Raw genomic sequence first — 17,626 nt, forward strand, 5'->3', positions numbered from 1 at the left:
ATTTTATAGTTATCTATTACAAGCGGCTAATAACTAGTCATTGTATCATAAAAAAAACAAACCTTAACAATAAACACTTAACACATGAAAAAGATTTTATCGCTGGTTTTAGTTTCGGTATTAGGAGGAGCAATTACTCTAGGAACATATAAAACCTTTTTAGAAGAAAAACAAGATGTTGTTACGACACAACAACAAACTGCACCTGTATTTATACCTACCAATAATACAGTAAGTAATACTAATTTAACTGCAATGGAAAACATAAGTTTTGTTACTGCTGCAGAAAAAACTGTTAATGCTGTTGTGCACGTAAAGAACGTAACGATTGGTAGTAAACAAATTACACTTCAAGATTTATTTATGGGGCGTACACAACAACGTAGGCAACTAGGCACTGGTAGTGGTGTTATTATTTCTCCAGATGGTTATATTATTACAAATAACCATGTTATTGAAGGATCGGAAGCCTTAAGTGTTACTTTAAATAATAATAAAACTTTTAAAGCAGAAATAGTAGGAACTGACCCCAAAACGGATATTGCTTTATTAAAAATTGAAGCAGATGAAGATTTACCATACACTACCTTTGGCGATAGTGATAATGCTAAAATTGGTGAATGGGTATTAGCCGTAGGTAACCCATTTAATTTAACGTCTACTGTAACCGCAGGTATTATTAGTGCTAAGTCTAGAGACTTATCTGGTAATAGCAGTCAATCTTTTATACAAACAGATGCGGCAGTAAACCCTGGGAATTCTGGAGGTGCTTTGGTAAATGCTAATGGAGAATTAATAGGAATTAATACTGCCATAACCTCGCAAACAGGATCTTACGTAGGGTATTCGTTTGCAGTACCTAGCAATATTGCCAGAAAGGTTATACAGGACATTATGGAGTATGGTAATGTACAAAATGGAATTTTAGGAATCTCTGGAAACTCTTTAAGTAGTGGTTTTGCTGAAAAATTTGGACTTTCTGAAACTGAAGGTGTTTATGTAGATGATGTTGAAGAAGACACTGGAGCCTTTGATGCTGGTTTACAAAGTGGAGATATCATTAAAAAAATTGATGGTATAAAAATTAGAAAATTCACAGATCTTAAAGGTTTTATAAATTCTAAACGACCAAATGATGTTGTTACAGTAAGTTTTTTACGTGATGGTAAAGAGAAAGAAGCTAAAGTTACATTACTAAAAAACAACAGTATCACTGTTCCAATAATTGGTGTGCTTAAAGATGCAAAACCAAAAGACTTAAAAAAATATAATGTAAATAATGGTGTAAAAATCTCTAAGCTTAGTGGTCCATATTCTCAATATTTTATGCAAGAAGGTATAGAAGAAGGCAATATTATTACCGCTATTAATAATGTAAAAATTAATTCTATAGACGAAGTTCAGGAAATTATTAAAAATAGAGATCCTTACAGACCTCTTAGTATTGAAATATTAAATTCTAAAGGCGAAAAAAATAAATACGGACTAAAATAGAAAATAGTAAAAAGTTAAGATTAACTAAAACAAAAGCACTTTGGGTATTCCTTAAAGTGCTTTTGTTTTTTTACGTTAAAAATTTTACGAAAACGTTTGAAATCGATACTTTTGCAAAAATTTTAACAACACACAAAACATTTAAACTAATGCCTGTTAAAGAAAGTTACGAGAGCGAATTAGCGTTTCAAGCAGATAGACGTAGAGCTACTGTAGAGTTTATTAAAATTGTAAGCGATTTATGGTACGACAAGTCTATAGAATTAGTGATTTTTAGAAATCAATTAATTGATAGAAATGTAAGCCAGATTTTAAATCTTCATGAATATGCTGGAGAGTTTGTACAAAAACCTATTTCGGTTTTCGATTCTGTAGAGATAGCACAAGCCATTAAAACTTTAGATGTTCCGCCTGCAAAGCTAGATATTGGTAAATTAACGTACGAGTATCATTTAGAAGAGAAAAAGTATAGCAATGCTATGGCTTTTGTTGCAAATAAACTTAAGGAAGCTAACAATAATGAAGTTATTACTCCAAAAGATGTCGTACTATATGGTTTTGGTCGTATTGGACGTTTAGTTGCTAGAGAGTTAATGACTAGAACAGGAAAAGGAAGTCAATTACGTTTAAGAGCTATTGTTACTCGTGGTAAAGTTGATGAAGTTGTTTTAGAAAAAAGAGCAGCTTTATTACGTAATGATTCTGTTCACGGAGAATTTTTAGGAACAGTTGCTATAGATGTTGAAAAGCAAGCTTTAATTATTAATGGTACTACTGTTAAAATTATTTCTGCAAATCAGCCAGAAGAAATTGATTATACTATTTACGGTATAGATAATGCCTTAATTATTGATAACACAGGTGTATTTAGAGATAAAGAAGCGTTAACAAGATTAAAGTCTTCTAAAGGAGCAGATAAGGTATTATTAACGGCTCCTGGAAAAGGAATTCCTAATATTGTTTATGGTGTAAACCATTTAGAAAATAACCCAGACGAGTTAGACATTTTCTCTGCTGCATCTTGTACTACAAATGCTATTACACCTATTTTAAAGGCTGTAGAAGATACTTATGGTGTAAAAAGCGGTCACCTAGAAACAATACATGCTTATACAAATGACCAAAATTTAGTAGATAACTTCCACAAAAAATACCGTCGTGGTCGTGCCGCTGCATTAAATATGGTTATTACAGAAACTGGAGCTGGAGCTGCTGTTTCTAAAGCTTTACCAAGTTTTGAAGGTAAACTTACGTCTAATGCTATTCGTGTTCCTGTTCCAAATGGTTCTTTAGCTATTTTAAACTTAGAATTAGAAAGCGAAGCTAGTGTAGATAGTATGAACGCTACATTAAAAAAGTATGCTTTAGAAGGAGATTTAGTTGAGCAAATAAAGTATGAAATGAGCGACGAATTAGTATCTAGTGATATTGTTGGTAGTTCTGCACCTTCTATTTACGATAGTAAAGCTACTATTGTACGTAAAGATGGTAAAAATGCAATACTATACATCTGGTACGATAACGAGTATGGCTATAGCCACCAAGTTATTCGTTTAGCTAAACACATTGCTAAAGTAAGACGTTTTACTTACTATTAGTAGATTAAAAAATGAATAAAATTATAGTGATTAAAAACATCTAAACACTATTCTTTTACGTATATATAAAAAGCCTCACCAAAGTGGGGCTTTTTACTATTAAAATTTATATAATTAATCTTTTTTCGTAATATTGAGTATTATTAAACGAACTCCCTGTATGAACTTTCAAAAATCAACTTTAGCACTACTTTTAATAGCTTTTTTTTCTCTAACAACACAAGCTCAAAATGAAACTCCCTCTACAGAAAAGCAATTATCGCTTGATGGTGGAAGTATTAACGATCAGTTTGAATTTATTATTACAAAATCTAGTAACTGGAATGACGAACGCAGACAATCGTATGAAGTCATTAAAAGGAATTGGGTATTAAAATTAAGAGGTAATGTTTTAGACTCATTAAAAGCTGTACACAAAAACTTAAATGACACTAAAGCAACAGTTAATAAACAAGCTCAAGAAATTGAAAAATTAAAAACAGATTTATCAGCTACACAAGGTACTCTAGACCAAACAAATACAGAAAAGGATAGTATGTCTTTATTTGGAATACAAATGAGCAAAGGCGGTTATAATACGCTAATGTGGTCTATAATTGGAGGGTTATTTGCACTGCTTTTACTATTTATCTATAAATTTAAAGACAGCAACTCTATAACTAAACAGGCAAAAACAACATTAGCTGAAACCGAAGAACAATTTGAAGAACATAGAAGAGTAGCTTTAGAGCGTGAACAAAAAGTAAGACGCCAACTACAAGACGAAATAAACAAACAAAAGTCTGGTAATAAGTAGAAAATTCGCTTTTTAATATATTTAAAATTAAAATCTGTAACTTCGGTTACAGATTTTTTTTGAAATATTATGACAATTATAAGAGCCAATATAACGCACCTAGAGGATTTAGCTCCTTTATTTGATGGTTACCGAGTATTTTATAGACAACCCACAAATATAGAAGGCGTAAAACCTTTTTTAATAGAGCGTTTAACAAAGCAAGACACCATTATATATATAGCTTATATAAATAATAAACCTGCAGGGTTTACCCATTTATTCCATAGTTTCTCATCGGTATCTATGCAGCCTATATTTATTTTAAACGATTTGTTTGTAAATACCAACTATCGTAAAAAAGGAGTTGGTGTCGCTTTAATGAATAAAGCTAAAGACACTTGTAAAAATTTAAAATACAAAGGCATTGGTTTACAAACAGAAACAACAAATCCTGCTCAATTTTTATATGAAAGTTTAGGTTGGAAAAAAGATTTAGATTTACAATATTTTTGGACAAATGAATCTCATGAATAATATTACAAAACACCCACTAACTGTTTTAGTTTTATTAATAGTATGCGTTTCATGCTCTTCTAAAAAAAGCTCTCAAAATAAAGCTCCTTTAACACCTACTATCAATTCAATAACTATTCAAAAAGAAATTATTGGTAAGCTTACTGGTAATAAAAGGATAAATGATAGCACCGTATTAAAAAGTAGATACACAGAAAACGAAAGGCTTGTAACCAAAAATTATTTAAAAACTTTAGTAACCGCTATTGGTTTAGAGGTAAAAGAACATGATTATTTAGTACCTAATACTAACCCGAAAATTCCTATTGTATATTATACTGGTACTAATGTATATGCTACCTTACCTGCTACGAATAAAAGTAATGAGTATATTATTTTAGGGGCACATTATGACACTGTTAAAAACTCGCCTGGAGCTAATGACAATGCTACTGGTGTCGCAATGGTATATAGTGTAATGTCTAACCTTAAGGCACTAAACTTTAGAAATAAAAATGTAATGGTAATATTCTTCGATCAAGAAGAAAAAGGGTTAATAGGTAGCAAAGCTTTTGCAAAAATGCTTAAAACAAAAGGCTATAATATTCACTCTGTACATACTGTTGACCAAATGGGATGGGATCATGATAAAGACATGGCTATAGAATTAGAACTCCCAACAAAACGTCTTGAAGAAAAGTATAAAACTATTGCCGCTAAATACAATATCCCTATACATATTTCTAATGTAGATTTAACTGATCATGCTGCTTTTAGAAATATTGGTTATAATGCTATAGGTTTAACCGAAGAGTTTAAAAATAAAGATACAACACCTCATTATCATAAATCTAGTGATACTTATGAGACTGTAGATTTTAACTATTTATCTTCAACAACCAACATTATGTATTTAACCATTAAAGCACTAATAACCGAATAATCTTATATTAAGAATGAGACCAATTATTAGCATCATCACTATTATTAGGAGATAAGCCTATTATATCGCCATCTGTATTTACACCTAATCCTAAAACTGTTCTGTTTACATAATTAAAATAGCTTGCTACTTGATTTAACTCAAGGATTTCTCCATCTGTAAACCCTAAAGCTCTTAGATTTATTATAACACTTTCTGTTATACTTGTGTGGTCTACAGTTAATTGTTTTGCATACTGTAAACCTGCTACCAATTTGTCATCAAAACAATGGTTTAATTTATCTGCTTTAATAGCATTGTATATTTCTTGTGATTTATTATCGTCATCCAATAAACGGCTTAATCCCGAAAAATGATGTTCTACACAATAGCTACATTTATTAAGGGCACTAACATAAACCCCTATAGTTTCTAAATACCATTTTGGCAAGGTATTATTAGAGTTATGTAATACATTTTTATACAACGTCATGTGCCCAATTAAAGAATGGGGTCTTAAACTATGTATTGCTAGCACATTATCTACATTATTATCTGGCCCTTTTACTTTATCATAAATTTTCTTTAAACGCGATTCTGCTTCGTTATAAGGTATTACTTTTATCCAACTCATTTTTCTTTTTTTAATTTACTCGTTTTAAATCTAAATGTTGAAAATCGAAACTAAAATCTATATTAGGCGAAATTCCTTTTATTTTAATGTTTTGTGCTTTTCCTTTATCGTCTAAACTAAAAGTTACAAAAGCATCAGCATTCATATCTTGGTATTCCCATTTTACAGCAAACGTATTGTCTTTATAATATTGCAACTCGCCATTTAATTTAGGAGAGCGTAATGACTTAATATATAACTTACCATTATTTTTAAAAACTTCCATAACTCCAAACCAATTATCCTTGTATGAACCAATGTAATTTTTAGGCTTTATTTTTGATGCATCTGCAATAGAAACATCTTTCCATACTTTCTCGGTAAAATCATCATTGCCACTAGCCCTTTGTTTAAAATATGCCGCATACTTATCTACCCATTTAAAATCATCTAGTTCTAAATACTTATCTACAATAGCATTGGCTACAGAAGAAAATAATCCACCTCCATCATTACTGGTATTTGTTAAGATAACAATACCTAAATTTAAATCTGGAATCATAACTGTATTAGAGAGCATCCCTGGCAAACCTCCTGTATGCTCTACTTTCATATTTCCTTTTACATCAGATAAAAACCAACCCAAGCCATAACCAGAGAAATGAGAGTTGTAACGTGGGTTTGGGTTTACTCCCATTACGGTATGTATCTTCCACATTTCTTTATGGTTTAAACTTGTAAACAATTGTTTATTAAGGCCTTCCCCATATTTCCCTTTATTTAGTTGTAAAAGCATCCACTGGCATAAGTCGTCTACATTAGAAAAAATACCTCCAGCTGCACCATTAATCATTTCTTTAAATGTAGGTATAACTCTAATTGTTCCTGTCTCTGTCGAGTGAGATGCAGATAAATTACTAGTATCTTTAATTTGATCTAAAGAGGCGTAACTATTATCCATATTTAAAGGCTCCAGAATACGTGTTTTTATAAAAGCTTCCCACGACATTCCGCTCTTTCTTGCTATAAGTTCTCCTGCTACTAAATACAAAAGATTATCATAATCCCACTTTGTTCTAAAAGCAGATTCTGGTTTAAAATGTTTAAAATTTGCTAATAAATCGTCTATTGTAAAATCGGATCCATCGGGAAAAAACATTAAATCTCCCATTCCTAATGGTAATCCACTACGGTGAGTAACTAAATCTTGAATATTAAAGTTGTTCTCTACATAATCATTATACATAGTAAATTCTGGAATGTGATCTTTTACTTTATCTAACCAGTTAATTTTACCTTCTTCTACCAAAATAGCCAAAGCCGCTGTTGTAAATGCTTTACTGTTTGATGCTATTGCAAATTGGGTATGTTCATTTACTGGGCTTTTAGTTTCTATAGATTTTACACCGTATCCCTTGTTATGAATTATTTTTCCATCTTTTACAACTGCAACCGCTGTGCCTGCCACATTAAATTTACTCATAGCATAATTTACTAACGAATCTATTTGTTTAGAATTCATTTGTGCATTAACACTACCACATAGTAAAATTGCTATTAATAATTTACAAAAGCTTTTCATGATATTACGTTTTTAATTTTGATTGATAAAAAAAGGATACATGTTAGATTATTATATAAAAATATAATATCTATATCTATTTTTAATAAAAAAGTAAAAAAAGCTTTGCTATTTAAGACGTTATAACTGGAGTAAAATCGTTTTAATATTAATTTTATTTATTCTTCTCCTCTATCCACTTACTCATATACTTGGTGCTTTGTAATGTATGGTGCATTAACATTGTACCTGTAAAGTTACTTTTACGATGTGCTTCAAGTCCGTTTTGTAGTAGTTCTAAACGATGTAAAAAATCGGCAGTAAATAATAATTTATCAAAACGAATATTAATAACTTTTACTCCGTTTTTCTGTTTTCCTGCCCAGAAAATTTTATTTGTATATAATTCTATTGCTTTAATAGTAAATTCTTTAGGGTCATCTTCAACAAAACCATTAGGTTCTAAATCACCATACATGCCTTCTGCTCCAATACTAGTGGTTACACAAGGTGTTCCATTTAGCATGGCATCTATTATTTTTCCCTTTAAACCAGCTCCATAACGAAGCGGAACGAGACAAACTCTATAATGTTGCATTACTTCATTAATATCATCTACAAAACCTTTAATAAAAAAACCATCTTCTTCGCTATGTAATTGCTTTGCTTTTTGAGACTCGTAAGCTCCATATATATGAATTTCAACTTTAGGTAGTTTTTTACGTATAAATGGCCAAATGTTTTCTTTTAAATGTATTAATCCATCTACATTAGGTTCATGTAGAAAGTTTCCTACTGTTATAAAATGTTCTCGTTTTTTATAATTAGGTAGCTCTTTTTGAGATTTTAAAGAAATAGAATCTAGTAAAAATGGTAGGTATTGTAATAAATGCTCATCTACTTTAAATTGATGTTTCAATATTTCAATCTCTACTTGAGAAATCATAATGGTTAAATCACATCTATATATACTTGCAATTTCACGTTTAGCGACATCATTATATAAATGGTCTATATCAAATACTGTATTATCTTTTAATGCTTGTTGTCTTCCTTTTCGTAAACAATGCAAATCTTCTGTATCCAGTATCCTTAATGCATGTGGACATTGTTCTACAACACGCCAACCAAATTGTTCTTCAATCATAAAACGATCAAACAAAACAATGTCTGGATCTAATCGCTTAATAAAAATATCGAAACTTGAATCGTTTAAAACAATGGCTTTAGTCGTTACGCCTATACTTTCTAGATCGAAAGCATTTTTACTTTTGGCACAAGATGTTGCAAATGTAATATCGTAATCTTTAGATTGAAACATCTCTATAAGATGCATCATTCTACTGCCCGCAGCAGAACTCTTGGGTTCGGGCCAAACAAAACCAATGATTAATAACTGTTTTTTCAAATTGTAATAGCGAATAGATTAATTTACACATTTAACTCCCTCGAGACAAATATAAAATACTATTCTTAAAACTCCCAATAATAACCTATAGTTTTACTAGACTTAACTAATTAAATACCTAAAAAACAATCAATTATATACTTTTCACTTAATTACAAGGGTAATTATTGAGGTCTTGGCATGGCTATTTGGTATTTTAAACGAACTTCTTTAGCCCATTTTACTACAGCTTCAATTTGTTCATCACTTAAATTGGCTTCACTATGCGTCCAAGTATAAGATGGTAATGGCATCTCCTTTTTTTCCACCATTTCTATAAGCTCTTCAAATTTATGGTCTTTTCGTTTTATAGAATTTCCGTTCCACTTAGAAACATTAAAATGCTTTGTGCCATGTTCTATATGGTCTGCTAACCAATAATTAACTGGAGTTATATTATTATACCATGGGTATCTAGTAACATTACTATGGCAATCGAAACAACTTTCCTGTAAAATAACTTTAACGTCTTCTGGCGGGTTTGTCTCTTCTAAAAAGGCATCCATAGAAGCTATATCGCCTTCGTTTTTTTCTGGTCCAAAAAATTGAGCAACAATAAATATTGCTAATAAAACAATAAGTATTTTTTTAAGTCCTTTCATTATTTATTAGTTTTAGGCTTTAAAAATACAAAACGATTGACTAAAGAGGACTTATATCAAGAATTAAATTATGTGAATCACTCACGCGAAAAACGTCTGTACTATGCCAATTTAGTTATAGACAATCCTAATTTAGTTCCTATTCTATTAGACATTTTATTTATGGTAGATGATAAAATTTCTCCTAGAGCCGGATGGGTTTTTGAGTTTATGTGTGGAGAGAACCTAGAAGCTGTTATCCCCTATTTAGATATGTTTACCAAAAACATAGGTAAAGTACATTTAGATTCTGCCGTACGCCCAGTTGCTAAAGTTTGCGAATATTTAATAACTGCATACTACTCTAAAACAGAAAACAAAATACAATCTGTCTTATCGCCTATTCATCATGAGAGAATTATTGAAGCTTGTTTCGACTGGATGATTAATGATGAAAAAATAGCACCTAAAGCTTACGCTATGAATACATTATATTTATTAGGTAGGGATTACGATTGGGTACATCCAGAATTGGTTATGATTTTAGAGCGCGATTACCAAATGCAAAGTTCTGGGTTTAAAGCTAGAGCTAGACGTATTTTAAAGCAACTAAAAAAATAACCAACTTATTATAAATAACACTTTAGTCTCTAAATATTCTTACTACTTTTTTATTAATAAATATTTAAACCTAGAGCGACTTTTAAAAATCATAATTTGTAATTCGTAATTCGGCATACAAAAACCTATCTTTGCAGCTTTCAAAAAAACAACAACACAACACACTATGTCAGTATCAACATTAAATGCTATTTCACCAATAGATGGTCGTTATAGAAATAAGGTCGATGTTTTAACCAATTACTTTTCTGAAGAAGCTCTTATAAAATATAGAGTTTTAGTAGAAATAGAATATTTTATCGCGCTTTGTGAACAGCCTTTACCTCAACTGTCTTCAATAGACGCTTCTATTTTTGAAGATTTACGTGCTATATACAAAACGTTTTCTTCGGAAGATGCGCAAGCGATAAAAGATATTGAAAAAGTAACAAATCATGATGTAAAAGCCGTTGAATACTTCATTAAAGAAAAATTTGATGCCTTAGATCTAAGTGATTATAAAGAGTTTATTCATTTTGGTTTAACTTCTCAAGACATAAATAACACCGCTGTACCTTTAAGTATTAAAGAGGCTATGAACGATGTTTATGTTCCTGAATATTTTGCAGTTTTAGAACGTTTAAAAACGTTAGCTAAAGAATGGGCAGATATCCCAATGTTAGCAAGAACACATGGACAGCCAGCTTCTCCTACACGATTAGGAAAAGAAATTGAAGTATTCGTTGTTAGATTAGAAGAACAATTCAACTTATTAAACGATATCCCTAGTGCTGCTAAATTTGGTGGTGCTACTGGTAATTACAATGCACACAAAGTAGCTTACCCAGCCATAGACTGGAAAACTTTTGGTAGTACATTTGTACAAGAAAAATTAGGGTTATACCACTCCTTCCCTACTACACAAATTGAACATTATGACCACATGGCTGCATTGTTCGATTGTTTAAAGCGCATTAACACAATTATTATAGATTTAGATCGCGATATTTGGACTTATGTTTCTATGGATTACTTCAAGCAAAAAATTAAAGCTGGAGAAGTAGGAAGTAGTGCAATGCCACATAAAGTAAACCCTATAGACTTTGAAAATAGTGAAGGGAATTTAGGTATAGCAAATGCTATTTTCGAACATTTATCGGCAAAACTTCCTATATCTCGTTTACAACGTGATCTTACAGATAGTACTGTATTACGTAATGTTGGTGTACCGTTTGGACATACTTTAATAGGCTTTAAATCTACATTAAAAGGTTTAGGCAAGTTATTATTAAATGAAACTAAATTTGCACAAGATTTAGAAAATAATTGGGCCGTAGTTGCAGAAGCTATTCAAACCATTTTACGTCGTGAGGCTTACCCAAACCCTTATGAAGCTTTAAAAGGATTAACTCGCACTAACGAAGCTATTACAGAAACGTCTATAGCTAATTTTATAGATACTCTAGAGGTTAACGATACTATTAAAACTGAGTTAAAAGCTATAACTCCTAGTAATTATACAGGAATATAAATATAACACACTTAAAGACACTCTAACTTTTATTATAAGAGGGTTAGAGTTTTATAAAAACAAAAAAGGATTGCGCCAACAATCCTTTTTTTTATGAACTTTTTTTAAGCTCTTTAACATATAAACTATAAAAATCTTTTCTCTTAATTAAGATTTAAAGAAATCCATAATTCCGTTGAGTTGACTATCGTCAACATCTGCATTTTGCAGTTTACTAATTAATGCAACCATTTTTTCAGGATTCATTTCATCTCCTAAAACTCTAAGCAAGCCAAAACCAAAATCGCTTGAGCTGGCTAATACCAAAATTTCATCAACCGTTTTATCGTCTCCTATAGCACTTACTCTAAATTTAGTTTTACCAGAACTAAACTCCATAAGTTCGCTATGTTTCTCATTCTTAAACACTTTTTTAACCTTAGCCAATTCTGCTTTATAGGCTTCTAAATCATCTTTTTTAGAACGATATAATAAAAAGTTTAGCTTCTTTAAAGAGTTAAGCGTTTCTTTCTGTTCGTCTGTTAAATCTGCTTTAGAAAAGTCTACAATATTTGCAGAAATATCTACAGCTTTATAATCTGGTAAGTCTTGATGCTCTACAATGTAAGTTTGTATAGACGCTTCGTTTTTACAGCTTAACAGCATAATAGCCGATAAAATAGTTATAACAGTAATTTTGATTAGTTGTTGCATAATTGATGAGTTGTTATTGGTTTATTATTTTTTATCTTTCTTCTCTAATTCTTTACCTCCTGGTAAATTCATCTTGCTTGTTAATCTCGAGATTTGATTTAAATCGATGTCTCCTGTAAAAGAAATAACAACAGTTTCTATACTTCTTTTTTTGCCATTAATATTAATGTTAGCATCTTTCATTTTTTCATCTAATCCGTTTACATACATTAAAAGCTCTTTAACGTGGTCTGCATCTTTACCTTCTTTTACGTAAAATTTAACTATAGTACCATCGTCTTTTACTTCCATTAATTCTTCTAAACTATTAGAACGAGATTTAACCCAACCTGCGATATCTGCTGCAATTGCTTTATTATCTGTTGCCATAGTTTTAAAACTAGTAATACTGTTTACCATTTCTAAAAACTCTTTAGCATCTTTATCGTCTGTATCGATATCTATTTTAGCTAGCATTTGAAACATTTTTGGCTTTATAGATACATAAGTTACATCTTCGTTATCGCTGTATTTATCAAAAATATTTTTCTGCGCCATTGCTGTTAATGGCATTAATAGTATAGCTAATGCAAATAATACTACGGTCTTTTTCATTGTATTGAATGTTATATTTATTGTTTTCATAATTGTTGTTTTTTTAAGGTTTTAATCTTTCTTTTTAGTTGTTTTTAAAAATCCTATCCATAGGATTATTCATTTCATCTAGATAAGTGACTTGTTTAGTCGCTTGCCCTAAAGTCTCTAAGTAATTAACTTGGCTAACACCTTTGTTAAAATGTTTAGATACCGAAGCTAAAGCTGCTTTTGCATTTGCATAATCTATCCTATCTTGATCAGTAATTGTTGAACCTGAATTATTAAAATAGAATCCTGCCATAAGAACCGTAACTGCTGCAACCGATAACCACTTGTAATTTATTACGCGTTTAGTTTTTAGTGATACGTGTTTAGTATACTGTTCTTGTTGGTTTACCAAAAAATAGCAAAAAATAGGTTTATACATTTCTAAATGTGGCGCTACAGTTTCTTGCGAAAAATAGTCTTTTAACTGCTGCTCTTCTTTTAGTGATGTCTCACCGTTTTCGTACTTTTCTAGTAGTTGTTCTATATTATTTAACACCATAGTTATGTGTTTTTGTTAATTTTTCTCTTATTGTTTTTCTTGCTCTAGATAGCGTTACACGTATTGCCGTTTCGTTCATATCTAGCATTTTAGCAATTTCTTTAAATTCGTATTGCTCTATATCTCTTAACTGTATTACCAGTTTTTGTTGTTCTGGTAAGTCTTCCATAATGCGATCTACCCAATTTAAACTATCATTTAATTCTACTTGCTTTTGTAAAGCGACATTATGGTCTTGATAATTACTATGTACAATTTTTAAATTTTGTGATTGTTTAGATTTTAATTTATCGAAACAAAAATTCTTTGTCATAGTCATTGAAAATGCTTCAATGTTTTTATATTCTGATATTTTCTTTTTATTATTCCATAATTTTATTAAAACCTCTTGTGTAGCATCTTCTGCTTCTTCGGTCGAAACTAAAAGACGTTTCGCTAATCGAAAGACTTTGTCTTTAAAAGGGGTTACAATATTTAAAAATTCCTTTTGTGTCATTTTTTGGTTGTGGTTATAAAAGCTTTTTTATCGCTCTATGTTATTACGACGAACGACTTTTAATTTTGTTACAAAAAATTTTTAATCTCAATTAAAGTACCTATTTTTAAACTGAAAAAGAAATAGATACGTTATGAAAAAAACTTCAAAAATTGCTTTACTCCTTCTTGTTATTTTATCTATTACAAGTTGTTTTGAAGATAGAGACGATAATCCTGTAAGTACTACAGATATTAATGATTTTGTATATAGAGGCTTAAACAGTTGGTATTTCTGGCAGGAATCTGTACCTGATTTAGCAGATAATAGATTTTCATCAGATTTAGAATATGATAATTATCTAAATTCATTTAGTAGTCCTGCTGAATTATTTGATAGTCTACTATTTGAAGGCGATCGTTTTAGTTGGATTGTTGATGATTATATTGCTTTAAATAATTCAATAAATGGTGTATTTCTATCAAATGGTCTAGAATTTGGACTTGCAAGAATAGGTAATGGTCCTGAAATTATGGGTTATGTAAGATACATTTTACCAAATTCTGATGCATCTACAAAAAATATTCAAAGAGGAAATTTTTTCTTAGAAGTTAACGGTCAGCAATTAACTGAAAACAATTTTAGAAACTTACTTTCTAACACTAACTACACTTTAAGTATGGCTAATGTAGTTAATGACAACATTGTTTTAAATAATGAAACTGTTACATTAACAAAAGTCCCTTACACTGAAAATCCTGTTTATATTACTGAAACTGTTACTGTAGATAATATAAAAATTGGATACTTAATGTATAACCGTTTTACAGGTAATTTTGATGAGCAGCTTAATAATGCTTTCGCAAACTTCTTAGCTGAAGATATAGATGAATTAGTTATAGATTTACGCTATAACCCTGGAGGTAGTGTTAGTTCGGCTGTTAATTTATCTAGTATGATTACTGGTCAATTTACTGGTAACTTATTTTTAAAACAACGATGGAATAGTAAAGCGTTATCTATTTTTGAAGAATCGTCACTTAAGCGCAATTTTGTTAGTAATTTAAATAATGGCTCGGCTATAAATCATCTTAATTTAAGTAAAGTATATATTTTGGCTCAAGGAAGTTCGGCCTCTGCTAGCGAACTTGTTATAAATGGGCTGAATCCATACATAGATGTTGTACATATAGGAGATACTACTACAGGTAAAAATGAATTTTCTATTACATTATTTGATGTTCCAGAATGTAATTATCTAAGAACTTCAGACTGCTCTGGACAACCTAATCCAAGTCATTTGTGGGCAATGCAACCTTTAGTTGGTAAAAATGAAAATGCTGTTGGATTTTTAGACTATGAAGATGGTTTAAATCCAGATATCTCATTTCCTGAAGATTTGACAAATCTAGGCATTCTTGGACAGATTGATGAACCACTATTCGCAAGAGCCATACAACACATAACTGGTAATGGAAAAGCTGCTAATGTTGTACAAAAGACATATAATCTTATAACCGACTCTAACGATTTTAAACCTACAAAAAACAATATGTATTTAGCATATTAATTCTATTTTTCAATATATAAATAAAACCAATGAAATTATTAACTAAACTTATTATCACTATAAGTGTTTTAAATATTACCAACATATGTCAAGCTCAATTTGGAGAAACCTATCCTTTAAGTGATTTTTCTGATTTAAGTAATACTTATAATAATCCTAATTTTTCAGACGGGTTATATTTATTCGGAACTAATCAAACTAATAATTGTAAATCTTCTGCTAGAGTTTCTTTAAAATTTTTCAGAACGTTAGATGGGAATAAGGATTTTACTTTTGATGACGAATATTATGAAATAGAAGCTGAAATTTATGGATTAAACTCTAGTAATGATACACCAACCTATGTTGGTTCTGTTACCTTCGATTTAAACAACTACGTTTTATCAAATGGACAGTACAGATATACATCTAGTAATTTAGACTTAGATTCAATACAGTCCAACTTTGAAAATTACACTATGTCTCTAACAATAAAAGAATACAAGTTATTTGGTTATCCTGATTTAATGTATTATCAAGTTTTCTCAACCTACACTGACTCTTTCATTAATTATAAAAAAAGATGTCCTTCTGTAGATAATGACTATGATGATGATGGTATATTTAATGATACAGATAATTGTCCAAACATATTCAATCCTAATCAAGAAGATACAAACAATGATGGAATAGGAGATGTTTGTGAAGAGAATAATGCTCTTCCTAATTTGACTTTAGAAAAGATTACTGTTTCTGTTGACGGGACTACATATGATACAAGTAGCAATTCTAACTTTATTCCCGTTTTTAAATATGGAGAACAACACACATTTAATATTACTATTAAAAATGATGACTCAGGAAACACGAGCAACTCACCTTATGAGCTATTAGTATCTACATCAAATGATGCTTATCCAGATCTTAATTCGACTCCTGTATATTTTTATAGAAGCGAAAATGCAGGAAACATAAATGGTAATTCAGAAGAAACAGACACATTTATAGTAACTCTTTATGAAAGCATTTCTAATCTACAATTACAGGAAAATACAACTTATTATATGTTTATACATATAGATCCTGATAACAACATCTTAGAATCTAATGAGAATAATAGTGATAATATATTCTACATGGAATTTAAATATGAAAACTCTGGAGGTAGAGTTTATTTAGATTTAGGTAATAATATCCAAATAGAAATACCTTACAATTACGTTGAAAACTCAAGTCCGACTAATTTAAAAATATATAATATAAACAATCTATACACACCCGCTTTTCAATATAACTTTAACAATCAAGTAGAAACAATTAATATTTCCAGCTTACCAATAGGGGTTTACGCAGTTATGATAAATGATATTTACAAAAAGAAGTTTAAGAAACAAAACGGGGGTTTAACTCTTCCTTTTATGAGAAATTAATTAAATTTAAATGCACAAAACTTATTTTAATTGGAGTACGGGTAAAGATTCGTCTTTAGCACTGTACTATCTTTTACAAGACACTAATTATAGTATAGATACATTAGTTACAACAGTAAACTCGCATTATAATAGGGTTTCTATGCATGGTTTACATACTGCATTACTACAAAAGCAAGCTAAAGCTATTGGTATTCCATTACAAACCATAGAACTTCCAGAACAACCAACTATGGAAGATTATGAAACTATTATGCGTAATGCTTTAAATGGTTTAAAAGCAAAACGCTATACACATTGCGTATTTGGAGATATTTTTTTAGAAGATTTAAAGGCTTATAGAGAGCAACATTTAAGTAAACAAAATATTAAAGCCTTATTCCCGCTTTGGAAAACAAATACAAATGATCTTATTAACACCTTTTTAAATTTAGGGTTTAAGGCAGTTATTGTTTGTGCCAGCGCAAAGTACTTTAATGAAGATTTTGTAGGCAAACTATTAACTAAGGAACTTATTGAAAACTTACCTGAAGGTGTAGATCCATGTGGTGAAAATGGAGAATTTCATACGTTTTGTTACGATGGTCCCATTTTTAAACACCCAGTTCCCTTCTCTATTGGAGAAAAAATATATAGAGAATACAATACTCCTAATGCTAATAGTAAAACGGGGTTTTGGTTTTGCAATTTACAAGAGGAATAAAAAAAAGGCTTTCAA

The 17,626-nt window shown here is 30.4% G+C and carries 18 protein-coding genes; 10 read left to right on the forward strand and 8 right to left on the reverse strand.

The annotated features are described in order from the left end of the window. Window positions 1-84: 84 nt before the first annotated feature. The 5 genes from ACVC08_RS19905 to ACVC08_RS19925 all read left to right on the forward strand — a co-directional run bounded on the left by ACVC08_RS19905 (window position 85) and on the right by ACVC08_RS19925 (window position 5,326). Window positions 85-1,494: a trypsin-like peptidase domain-containing protein gene (locus tag ACVC08_RS19905; protein WP_452600304.1), complete on the forward strand. Its 1,410-nt coding sequence runs from the start codon at window positions 85-87 to the stop codon at window positions 1,492-1,494. Window positions 1,495-1,643: 149 nt separating this feature from the next. Further along, window positions 1,644-3,092, forward strand: coding sequence for a glyceraldehyde-3-phosphate dehydrogenase (locus ACVC08_RS19910; protein WP_452600303.1), 1,449 nt, complete (start codon window positions 1,644-1,646; stop codon window positions 3,090-3,092). 160 nt (window positions 3,093-3,252) lie between these two features. Then, on the forward strand, window positions 3,253-3,888 hold the full coding sequence (locus ACVC08_RS19915) for a tRNA (guanine-N1)-methyltransferase (RefSeq protein ID WP_452600302.1): 636 nt from the start codon (window positions 3,253-3,255) through the stop codon (window positions 3,886-3,888). Window positions 3,889-3,957: 69 nt separating this feature from the next. Continuing rightward, complete coding sequence (locus tag ACVC08_RS19920; protein ID WP_452603381.1) at window positions 3,958-4,404, forward strand: GNAT family N-acetyltransferase; 447 nt, start codon at window positions 3,958-3,960, stop codon at window positions 4,402-4,404. After that, the gene (locus ACVC08_RS19925; protein ID WP_452603382.1) at window positions 4,397-5,326 is read left to right on the forward strand and encodes a M28 family metallopeptidase; all 930 of its coding nucleotides are present in this window, start codon (window positions 4,397-4,399) and stop codon (window positions 5,324-5,326) included. The genes ACVC08_RS19920 and ACVC08_RS19925 overlap by 8 nt, the downstream gene beginning before the upstream one ends. A 7-nt stretch (window positions 5,327-5,333) precedes the next feature. Here the strand turns inward: ACVC08_RS19925 and ACVC08_RS19930 are convergent, their stop codons facing one another. The 4 genes from ACVC08_RS19930 to ACVC08_RS19945 form a co-directional block, all read right to left on the reverse strand. Next, on the reverse strand, window positions 5,334-5,939 hold the full coding sequence (locus tag ACVC08_RS19930; RefSeq protein WP_452600299.1) for a carboxymuconolactone decarboxylase family protein: 606 nt from the start codon (window positions 5,937-5,939) through the stop codon (window positions 5,334-5,336). Between the two features lie 10 nt (window positions 5,940-5,949). Then, complete coding sequence (locus ACVC08_RS19935) at window positions 5,950-7,500, reverse strand: serine hydrolase (protein ID WP_452603383.1); 1,551 nt, start codon at window positions 7,498-7,500, stop codon at window positions 5,950-5,952. 154 nt (window positions 7,501-7,654) lie between these two features. Further along, window positions 7,655-8,887 (reverse strand): glycosyltransferase, encoded by a 1,233-nt coding sequence (locus ACVC08_RS19940; protein ID WP_452603384.1) that lies wholly within the window; start codon window positions 8,885-8,887, stop codon window positions 7,655-7,657. A gap of 164 nt (window positions 8,888-9,051) precedes the next feature. Next, window positions 9,052-9,528 carry a heme-binding domain-containing protein gene (locus ACVC08_RS19945; protein ID WP_452598729.1) on the reverse strand — a complete coding sequence of 159 codons (477 nt, stop codon included), beginning with the start codon at window positions 9,526-9,528 and terminating at the stop codon, window positions 9,052-9,054. 36 nt (window positions 9,529-9,564) lie between these two features. Here ACVC08_RS19945 and ACVC08_RS19950 point away from each other — a divergent pair, with 36 nt between their 5' ends. Further along, a complete protein-coding gene (locus ACVC08_RS19950) occupies window positions 9,565-10,128 on the forward strand; it encodes an adenylosuccinate lyase (protein ID WP_452603385.1) in 564 nt (187 codons plus the stop codon). A gap of 166 nt (window positions 10,129-10,294) precedes the next feature. Further along, a complete protein-coding gene (gene purB, locus ACVC08_RS19955) occupies window positions 10,295-11,638 on the forward strand; it encodes an adenylosuccinate lyase (protein ID WP_452603386.1) in 1,344 nt (447 codons plus the stop codon). 147 nt (window positions 11,639-11,785) lie between these two features. Here purB and ACVC08_RS19960 read toward each other — a convergent pair whose 3' ends face one another. From ACVC08_RS19960 to ACVC08_RS19975, 4 genes are read right to left on the reverse strand one after another with little or no spacing between them, the layout of a single operon-like run. Further along, entirely contained in the window at window positions 11,786-12,331 is a 546-nt protein-coding gene (locus tag ACVC08_RS19960) for a DUF4252 domain-containing protein (protein ID WP_452603387.1), read from the reverse strand. Window positions 12,332-12,355: 24 nt separating this feature from the next. Continuing rightward, window positions 12,356-12,955 carry a DUF4252 domain-containing protein gene (locus ACVC08_RS19965; protein WP_452598725.1) on the reverse strand — a complete coding sequence of 200 codons (600 nt, stop codon included), beginning with the start codon at window positions 12,953-12,955 and terminating at the stop codon, window positions 12,356-12,358. 34 nt (window positions 12,956-12,989) lie between these two features. Continuing rightward, on the reverse strand, window positions 12,990-13,454 hold the full coding sequence (locus ACVC08_RS19970; protein ID WP_452603388.1) for a hypothetical protein: 465 nt from the start codon (window positions 13,452-13,454) through the stop codon (window positions 12,990-12,992). After that, window positions 13,441-13,950 carry an RNA polymerase sigma factor gene (locus ACVC08_RS19975; protein WP_452598723.1) on the reverse strand — a complete coding sequence of 170 codons (510 nt, stop codon included), beginning with the start codon at window positions 13,948-13,950 and terminating at the stop codon, window positions 13,441-13,443. Before ACVC08_RS19975 ends, ACVC08_RS19970 begins: the two co-directional genes overlap by 14 nt. Before the next feature lie 133 nt (window positions 13,951-14,083). Between ACVC08_RS19975 and ACVC08_RS19980 the strand changes: the two genes are divergently transcribed. Genes ACVC08_RS19980 through ACVC08_RS19990 form a run of 3 tightly spaced genes read left to right on the forward strand, consistent with a single transcriptional unit; the run spans window position 14,084 to window position 17,611 of the window. Next, window positions 14,084-15,499 carry a S41 family peptidase gene (locus tag ACVC08_RS19980; RefSeq protein WP_452603389.1) on the forward strand — a complete coding sequence of 472 codons (1,416 nt, stop codon included), beginning with the start codon at window positions 14,084-14,086 and terminating at the stop codon, window positions 15,497-15,499. A 29-nt stretch (window positions 15,500-15,528) separates the two neighbouring features. Then, window positions 15,529-16,908, forward strand: coding sequence for a thrombospondin type 3 repeat-containing protein (locus ACVC08_RS19985; RefSeq protein ID WP_452603390.1), 1,380 nt, complete (start codon window positions 15,529-15,531; stop codon window positions 16,906-16,908). Window positions 16,909-16,918: 10 nt separating this feature from the next. Then, complete coding sequence (locus ACVC08_RS19990; RefSeq protein ID WP_452603391.1) at window positions 16,919-17,611, forward strand: Dph6-related ATP pyrophosphatase; 693 nt, start codon at window positions 16,919-16,921, stop codon at window positions 17,609-17,611. The last annotated feature ends 15 nt before the right edge of the window (window positions 17,612-17,626 follow it).

The organism is Pontimicrobium sp. MEBiC06410, assembly GCF_053601615.1.